The organism is Dehalococcoides sp., assembly GCF_041654235.1.
Taxonomy (GTDB): domain Bacteria; phylum Chloroflexota; class Dehalococcoidia; order Dehalococcoidales; family Dehalococcoidaceae; genus Dehalococcoides; species Dehalococcoides mccartyi_B.
The window spans coordinates 1-5,059 of record NZ_JBAZDW010000078.1 but is presented as its reverse complement, the minus strand read 5'-3'; the positions used below and the strand labels follow the sequence as shown (position 1 = coordinate 5,059).

The following is a 5,059-nucleotide window of genomic DNA, read 5'->3' as shown; positions in this document are numbered from 1 at the left end:
GTTTTTCAGGCAGTGGGGCAAATCCCGGTTGTAACAAGAAGGAAAGAAAGTTAGACCGGCAATGTGGTATACTCTGGTAGTTGAAAGCAAAAAGAAGCTCAATGGCGACCCCAGGGGGATTCGAACCCCCGATCTCCACCGTGACAGGGTGGCATGTTAGACCGCTACACCATGGGGCCTAGAAGCGGAAAACAGTTTAGAGTATTTGACGCAATCTGTCAAATATGATTTGGGGGTAGGCAGGTTCATTCTGCCTAATATTGTTTGCTTCTTCGCTATATGCTATAATGACCGTCAGATTTTTTAAGGGAATATATTGCCTTTAACTTAGAGAGGAAAACATGGCCGCAAGCGAACTACTTAAATCCAGAGTTGAAAACCTGCGTGATTACGAACTGGTGGTTATCTTAACCACTGACACCCCGAAGGAAAAGGTTGAGGCCATTCTGGAAGGCATTAGCAAGACCATAGCTGAAAAAGAAGGCAGCTTTACCGAAGTAAACCACTGGGGTAAGCGTAAATTGGCCTACCTTATAGGTAGGTATGTTGAGGGTTATTACGTGTTTATCAAGATGAAGGCCAAGCCTTCTTCCATACGCAAGATAAGCACTGACCTGCGCATTTCAGAGCAGGTTATTCGGCATATGGCCATTAATATGGACGAAGAATAATATCTGACTGATTACCGCTAGAGGATTTTGCCAGAGAGGAGACACGAGAGATGGTGAGTTTGAACAAGGTTATGATAATTGGCAATGTTGGCGGTGAGCCGGAGATGCGGTATACCCCCAGCGGGCATCCCGTTACCTCCTTTAAAGTTGCTACCAACTGGGTTTATAATACCCCTGAGGGTGAGCGCAAGCAGGAAACCGAATGGTTTACGGTGGTGGCTTGGAACAAGCTGGCCGAACAGTGCAACCAGTTCCTTTCCAAAGGACGGCTGGTGTATGTGGAAGGACGGCTTCGCACCCGTAGCTGGGAAGGGCAGGATAACCTGAAGCATTACCGTACCGAGGTGATTGCTTCAAGGGTTACCTTCCTTGAGAAAGCTAATGTGGGCACTGGTATAGATGCCCGTGAAGATGACAATGGCGGCGGTGAATTAGAACCGGAAGACATTCCGTTTTAGTGAATATTAAATCTCTTGATAGGAGTTTGATTGAGTGAGTATCCAGGATAGACCTAACAGACCAGCCAGGGGTGGGCGTGGCCGCTATACCCCGAAGCGCAAGATATGTTCTTTCTGCGCTGAAAAGGTTAGCCGTATTGATTACAAGGATTCGGCTAAACTGGCCAGATACATATCTGACCGTGGCAAAATAGAACCCCGCCGCCGCACCGGAACCTGTGCCCGGCACCAGAGGGCTTTGGCTAATGCCATTAAGCGGGCTCGTTTTATTGCCTTGATGCCCTTTGTATCCGAACATGTTCGCCGCCAAGGCAATGTGGCTACTTTTTCGCCTATTCGTGAGCTTAGGCCTGAACCCAAAATTGCCGAAGCCAAGATTGAGCCTAAAGTAGAAGTCAAGGCCGAAGTTGCGGTACCCGAAGTAAAAGCAGAGGTTAAACCTGCGGCAGAGGCTTCTAAACCTGCTGAATCTGCATAAATAGTAAATTATTGTTTTCCATTTAAGGAGTTAATGTGCCTAAGAGGACATATCAACCGAAGCGTATTCCCCGTATGAGGGTTCATGGTTTCCTGTCCCGGATGAGTACCCGGGGTGGACGTGGTGTGCTCAGTACCAGCAGGGCTAAAGGCCGCAAGAGACTGATTGTAGTCTAGAGTGTTTTGGCTGTGCTCCGGTTGATTATCCATCCGGAGTATGGTTACACTATTTACAATGAAACAGGCTAACAGGCTAACCAAACGGGAAGAATATTCCCAGGTGCTTGCCCGCGGCGGTACCTATATAGGGCCGCTGGCCATAATGAAGACGCTGCCTAACAATCTTGAACTGAGCCGTGTCGGTTTTATAGTCAGTAAAAAAGTAGGCGGGGCTGTAGAGCGTAACCGGGCAAAGAGAATATTAAGGGAAAGCCTGCGGACTACCGGTCTGAAACAGGGCTGGGATATAGTATTTATAGCTAGGGCAAAAGCGGCTACAGTAAAATGTGCCGAAATGGAGAGGGTAGTTAAGCACTTGCTTGGCAAGGCGCAGATACTATCAAAAACAGATGAAAAAACTAGCTTTAAAACTGATTAGATTATACCAAAATACCTACTCTAAAACTGCACCCTCCTCATGCAGGTTTATTCCCACTTGCTCACAGTACACCTACGAAGCTATTGAAAGATTTGGAATTTTTAAGGGAATTTGGTTGGGTGTGAAACGGCTTAGCCGTTGTCACCCTTTGAACAAGGGTGGCTACGACCCAGTGCCAGAATAGGACGGAAAATTGTTCAAAACCAATCGCATATCTAAAAAACTTATTTTGCTGCTTAGCCTTATTGGCGTTTTAGCTGTTTTAAGCGGTTGTATGGGTACTGGACAGAAACCTTTAGGCTGGTCTGGTGTTGTTGTCTCTGATAATGACGCTATATTCGGCTCTATGACCGGTAAACTTATAGCCCTTAACAAAGATGCCAGCACTCCTCGTTATCAGGTACCGCTTGAGACTACTACAAGTGGCGGCGGTTGTGCCGGTGCCGTTACCACCGTTGGCATATACGGTACACCGGTAATATCAGACGGTGTCATCTATATTTCTACCTATGGCGGCAAGATTTATGCTTACAATCAGGATCAGGGTGATCTGAAGTGGGTTTATCCTGTAACCGATGCCTTGCCTGCCATTGTCAGCGGTATTGCTCCCAACGGAGACAAAATTTTCTTTGCAGATACCAATGGCGTTGTTTATGCCCTGAGCAAGGCTGACGGACAAAAGGTCTGGGAATACCCGACAGGTGCCAAAATTTGGGCTTCTCCGGTTGTTTCAGGTGATTTGGTAATTGTGCCCGGTTTTGATAAAAAGGTATATGCTCTGGATATCAATACCGGTAACCCCGTGTGGACGTTTGAAGCCAAGAGCCCCTTTGCAAGCGCCCCTGTGGTAGATAACGGCACTGTTTATGTGGGCTGTTTTGACCGCAATATGTATGCACTGGATCTTACTGACGGCAGCCAGAAATGGGTTTTTGCTTCACCAAACTGGTTCTGGGCAAGCCCTGTTATTGCTGACGGCAAAGTATTCGCCCCCAATCTGGATGGCAATACATATATTCTGGACGCCTTGACCGGCACTCAGCTTAAAGTAATTAATATGACTGATGGTGTGGCTTCTTCGCCGGCCCTGCTGGGTGATAATGTAATTGTGGCCACCAAAACGGGCAAGATTTTCTCCATCAATATATATTCACTTGAGATGAAGGCCGTTACCGACCTCGCCCTGAAAGTGATTGCGCCGGTTACTGTTTCGGGTGAAGTTGTGTATATACATACCCAGGAAAAAGAAACTGTCTATGCTATAAATCCGGAGAGCCGGACTATAATCTGGACTTTTGTAGTAAGTTAGCGAGGTAGTCGTTGGATATTGGTGCTATTTGGGATTTAATAATACTTTCGCCGATGATAAACGGCATGGTCTGGCTTTCCCACAATTTATGGGGAAGTTTCGGGCTGACAGTTATAGTTTTAACTGTTGTTATACGGCTGGCCCTCTGGCCGCTTAACCGTAAACAACTTACTGCTACCAAGAAGATGCAGGAAATTACTGTCCATATGGACGCCCTGAAGAAAAAGCACGGTAATGACCGCCAGAAACTGGCAGAAGAGCAAATGAAGCTCTACAAAGAATCCGGCGTTTCCACTACCGGTTGTCTTGTTCCCATGCTTATACAGTTTCCCATCTGGATAGCCTTGTATCAGGCTATTGTCAGGGTGTTGGCTGTTACCCCGGAAGACTTTATGAATCTTTCCAATCACCTTTATTCTTGGCCGGTGGTTTATGAAACCTTGCCCTTGAGCAATAACTTCCTCTGGATGGATCTTTCCCGTTCTGACTTTGTATTGGCTTTGCTGGTAGGTTTGGGCATGTTCGTTCAGCAAAAGATGTCTACTCCCAAGGCTATTAACCAGCAACAGGCAGCCCAGAGCCAGATGCTGAGCTTTATGATGCCGTTTATGTTCTTCTTCTTCTCCTTGTCTTTCCCGAGCGGTTTGGCTTTCTACTGGTTTGTTTCAGCGGTAGTGGGTATTATTATGCAATACTTTATTACCGGCTGGGGTCAGCTTGAGCCTATTGCTGAAAAGGTTATATCCTATTTCCGCGGTGGCCGCCAGGTGCGGTCAGGTAGCATATATAAAACTGAAAAAAAAGCTGCAACTCCGGCTGGTCAGTTATCCGATTCTTCGACCAAAGGTAAGCAGATGGAAGGTAGTATAGATGAAAAAGGTCGAGACGAGCGCCAAGACAGTGGAGGAAGCTATAAAACTGGGTCTAAATCAACTAAACGTAAGCCGAAACGAAGTTGAGATAGAGGTTCTGTCTGAAGGCCGGCATGGTTTGCTGGGTCTGCGCGGAGAAGATGCCCGTGTTTGCCTGCGGCTAATTGAACCTGAATACGAAGATGACATAGCACCGGGTAACCAGATGGATGCAAGTGATCTTGCTCAAAACATTCTGGAAACCCTGCTGGACAAGATGGATATTGAGGCATATGTAGATATTCTGCCTGAGAAAATGGTTACCGATGAGGAGTCACAGCCGAGTACTGTTTTGAATATTGTAGGCGAAGACCTGGGTATTCTTATTGGACGCAAGGGTCAAACCCTGATAAGTTTGCAACAAGTGGTAAGGCTTATGATTTCCCACCAGTTGGGGCGGTTTGAGCCGGTGGTGGTTGACGTAAATGGTTATCGGCAGAGGCGCTTGAGCTCGCTTCAGACTTTGGCTTGGAGAACTGCCGAACAGGTCAAGCTGCGGCGGATGCCTTTTTCACTTGAGCCTATGCCTGCCTATGAACGGCGGATTATTCATCTGGCTTTGGCTGAAGACGAAGAAGTAACTACCCAGAGCGTTGGCTTTGGCGAGTCCAGAAAAGTTGTGGTAGTCTTAAAAG

9 protein-coding genes and 1 tRNA gene are annotated in these 5,059 nt (G+C 47.0%); 9 read left to right on the top strand and 1 reads right to left on the bottom strand.

Annotated elements, in window-relative coordinates; translation table 11 throughout:
• Positions 1-102: 102 nt before the first annotated feature.
• Positions 103-179: transfer RNA gene (locus WC259_RS07565), tRNA-Asp, on the bottom strand.
• Positions 180-341: 162 nt separating this feature from the next.
• Between WC259_RS07565 and rpsF the strand changes: the two genes are divergently transcribed.
• From rpsF to jag, 9 genes are all read left to right on the top strand, one after another.
• Positions 342-671 (top strand): 30S ribosomal protein S6, encoded by a 330-nt coding sequence (rpsF, locus tag WC259_RS07560; RefSeq protein ID WP_011309482.1) that lies wholly within the window; start codon positions 342-344, stop codon positions 669-671.
• 50 nt (positions 672-721) lie between these two features.
• A complete protein-coding gene (locus tag WC259_RS07555; protein ID WP_011309481.1) occupies positions 722-1,129 on the top strand; it encodes a single-stranded DNA-binding protein in 408 nt (135 codons plus the stop codon).
• A 34-nt stretch (positions 1,130-1,163) separates the two neighbouring features.
• Positions 1,164-1,607, top strand: a complete 444-nt coding sequence (gene rpsR, locus WC259_RS07550; protein WP_011309480.1) for a 30S ribosomal protein S18 — start codon at positions 1,164-1,166, stop codon at positions 1,605-1,607.
• A gap of 35 nt (positions 1,608-1,642) precedes the next feature.
• Complete coding sequence (rpmH, locus tag WC259_RS07545; protein WP_372644018.1) at positions 1,643-1,783, top strand: 50S ribosomal protein L34; 141 nt, start codon at positions 1,643-1,645, stop codon at positions 1,781-1,783.
• Between the two features lie 58 nt (positions 1,784-1,841).
• Positions 1,842-2,204, top strand: coding sequence for a ribonuclease P protein component (rnpA, locus tag WC259_RS07540; protein ID WP_011309478.1), 363 nt, complete (start codon positions 1,842-1,844; stop codon positions 2,202-2,204).
• The gene (yidD, locus tag WC259_RS07535; protein ID WP_012984367.1) at positions 2,176-2,388 is read left to right on the top strand and encodes a membrane protein insertion efficiency factor YidD; all 213 of its coding nucleotides are present in this window, start codon (positions 2,176-2,178) and stop codon (positions 2,386-2,388) included. The genes rnpA and yidD overlap by 29 nt, the downstream gene beginning before the upstream one ends.
• 9 nt (positions 2,389-2,397) lie before the next feature.
• The gene (locus tag WC259_RS07530; protein WP_011309477.1) at positions 2,398-3,513 is read left to right on the top strand and encodes a PQQ-binding-like beta-propeller repeat protein; all 1,116 of its coding nucleotides are present in this window, start codon (positions 2,398-2,400) and stop codon (positions 3,511-3,513) included.
• Positions 3,514-3,524: 11 nt separating this feature from the next.
• Positions 3,525-4,472: a YidC/Oxa1 family membrane protein insertase gene (locus WC259_RS07525; RefSeq protein ID WP_011309476.1), complete on the top strand. Its 948-nt coding sequence runs from the start codon at positions 3,525-3,527 to the stop codon at positions 4,470-4,472.
• A partial coding sequence (gene jag / locus WC259_RS07520) for an RNA-binding cell elongation regulator Jag/EloR (protein WP_372644014.1) occupies positions 4,384-5,059 on the top strand: 676 nt, incomplete at its 3' end. The genes WC259_RS07525 and jag, both read left to right, overlap by 89 nt.